The following is a 1430-nucleotide window of genomic DNA, read 5'->3' on the forward strand; positions in this document are numbered from 1 at the left end:
GGTAGGAAGCGGCAATAAAGTGAGATCGGGACGGCCCATAGGTACCGCCCTCTGTCATGTTTCGCCGTTCAAGTCAACCCCTATTCGCGGTTATTCTGACACTTCCTACAAAATGAATTTTGGCCTGTTCGAACGGAAAGTGAATTGACCTGCTGTGCAAGAGAGATCGCTCGTTTGCTGTGCTGACCTCATGAGATCAGATACACCTGATTAGGTGCGCCGATCTTCTCACGCATTTTTGACTTCACGGAGACCTAACATGCTGGTATGGTTGACCAACGGCCAAGTATGCAAAGTTCTGCCACAACCTATCAACGCGCTGGGTTTACCCTGATTGAGGTTCTGGTTGTCATGGCGATTCTGGGCATTCTTCTGACATTGGTGGCCTTAAATGTTAAAGGTCTCAATAATGATGCAGAAGCTGCTGGCAGCATCATTTCCGGCGCTTTCGTACAGGCCCGTACTCAGGCACTGAGTACGACCAGTGCCGTGCGGGTCACGTTGACTGGCCCGCGTGTGCTGACTTTTGAAACCAATGCTCGGTGCAGCGATACGACTGCCTGGACAACCCTGACCGATATCAGTACCTCCATGCCAGACGGCGTGAACATCACTGCACCGGGAGCTGCCCCACTGCCCTGGAAAGTCTGCTTCACCAGCCGGGGAGAACTGCCGACTCTGCCGCCCTCGGTCCTCAAGTTGACTGATGCCCGCGCCCGCACCCGTACGCTGACCTTCTATCTCACCGGGAGCGTGGATAACCAATGAGCAAGTTCAAGCATCTCCAGCAGGGGTTTTCCTTGGTTGAACTGCTGGTCACTCTGGCTATTCTGGGCATCATCATCGGGGTCATGCTGACAGCGATTGCCAGCAATACGCAGCTAAACACCAAAACCGAGCAGAGTGCTCAGGCAACGGTGGCTGCACAGCAGGTACTGGACGACGCCCGCACCTCCGATCCCAGCAGCATGCCCCTCAGCGGAGCTGAGCCGACCGAAACCGTGAATGTGGGTGGCCGCAATTACAAAGTGACCCTGCGGTACTGCGTTCCGACACCCAATTACTGCTCAGGAAATGCCCGTCAGATTCAAGTCACGGTGCAGTACGGCAGCAAAACCATCTTCACTGTTGAAACGGTGTTTACCAACGTCAATAGCACTGTAGACAACAACTGAGGCTTGAGATGAAAAGACAGCATACGCAGGGATTGACCCTTCTTGAACTTCTCGTCGGAATGCTGTTATTGATGATTATTTTGGGTGTGGTGCTGACCACCACTCTCAGTACGGTGGGCCTGTACCGCAAGGATCAGTCCCGGATTGGAGCCAACCGCACCTCAGCACCTGACACTTTGCGAGAAATGGCGTCTTGAACGCAGTGTGGCATGACAAGGGGCGGTATCTGAGTCTGTGACGATCCCCGATACTGCC

3 protein-coding genes are annotated in these 1430 nt (G+C 54.0%); all 3 read left to right on the plus strand.

The annotated features are described in order from the left end of the window. The first annotated feature begins 288 nt into the window (after window positions 1-288). The 3 genes from F561_RS27665 to F561_RS0124325 are packed head-to-tail and all read left to right on the plus strand — an operon-like array spanning window position 289 to window position 1372. Window positions 289-768, plus strand: a complete 480-nt coding sequence (locus F561_RS27665; protein ID WP_019012562.1) for a type II secretion system protein — start codon at window positions 289-291, stop codon at window positions 766-768. After that, window positions 765-1175, plus strand: coding sequence for a type IV pilus modification PilV family protein (locus tag F561_RS0124320; RefSeq protein WP_019012563.1), 411 nt, complete (start codon window positions 765-767; stop codon window positions 1173-1175). Before F561_RS27665 ends, F561_RS0124320 begins: the two co-directional genes overlap by 4 nt. Window positions 1176-1183: 8 nt before the next feature. Beyond that, on the plus strand, window positions 1184-1372 hold the full coding sequence (locus F561_RS0124325) for a prepilin-type N-terminal cleavage/methylation domain-containing protein (protein WP_019012564.1): 189 nt from the start codon (window positions 1184-1186) through the stop codon (window positions 1370-1372). Window positions 1373-1430: the final 58 nt, after the last annotated feature.

Source organism: Deinococcus aquatilis DSM 23025 (assembly GCF_000378445.1).
Lineage (GTDB): Bacteria > Deinococcota > Deinococci > Deinococcales > Deinococcaceae > Deinococcus > Deinococcus aquatilis.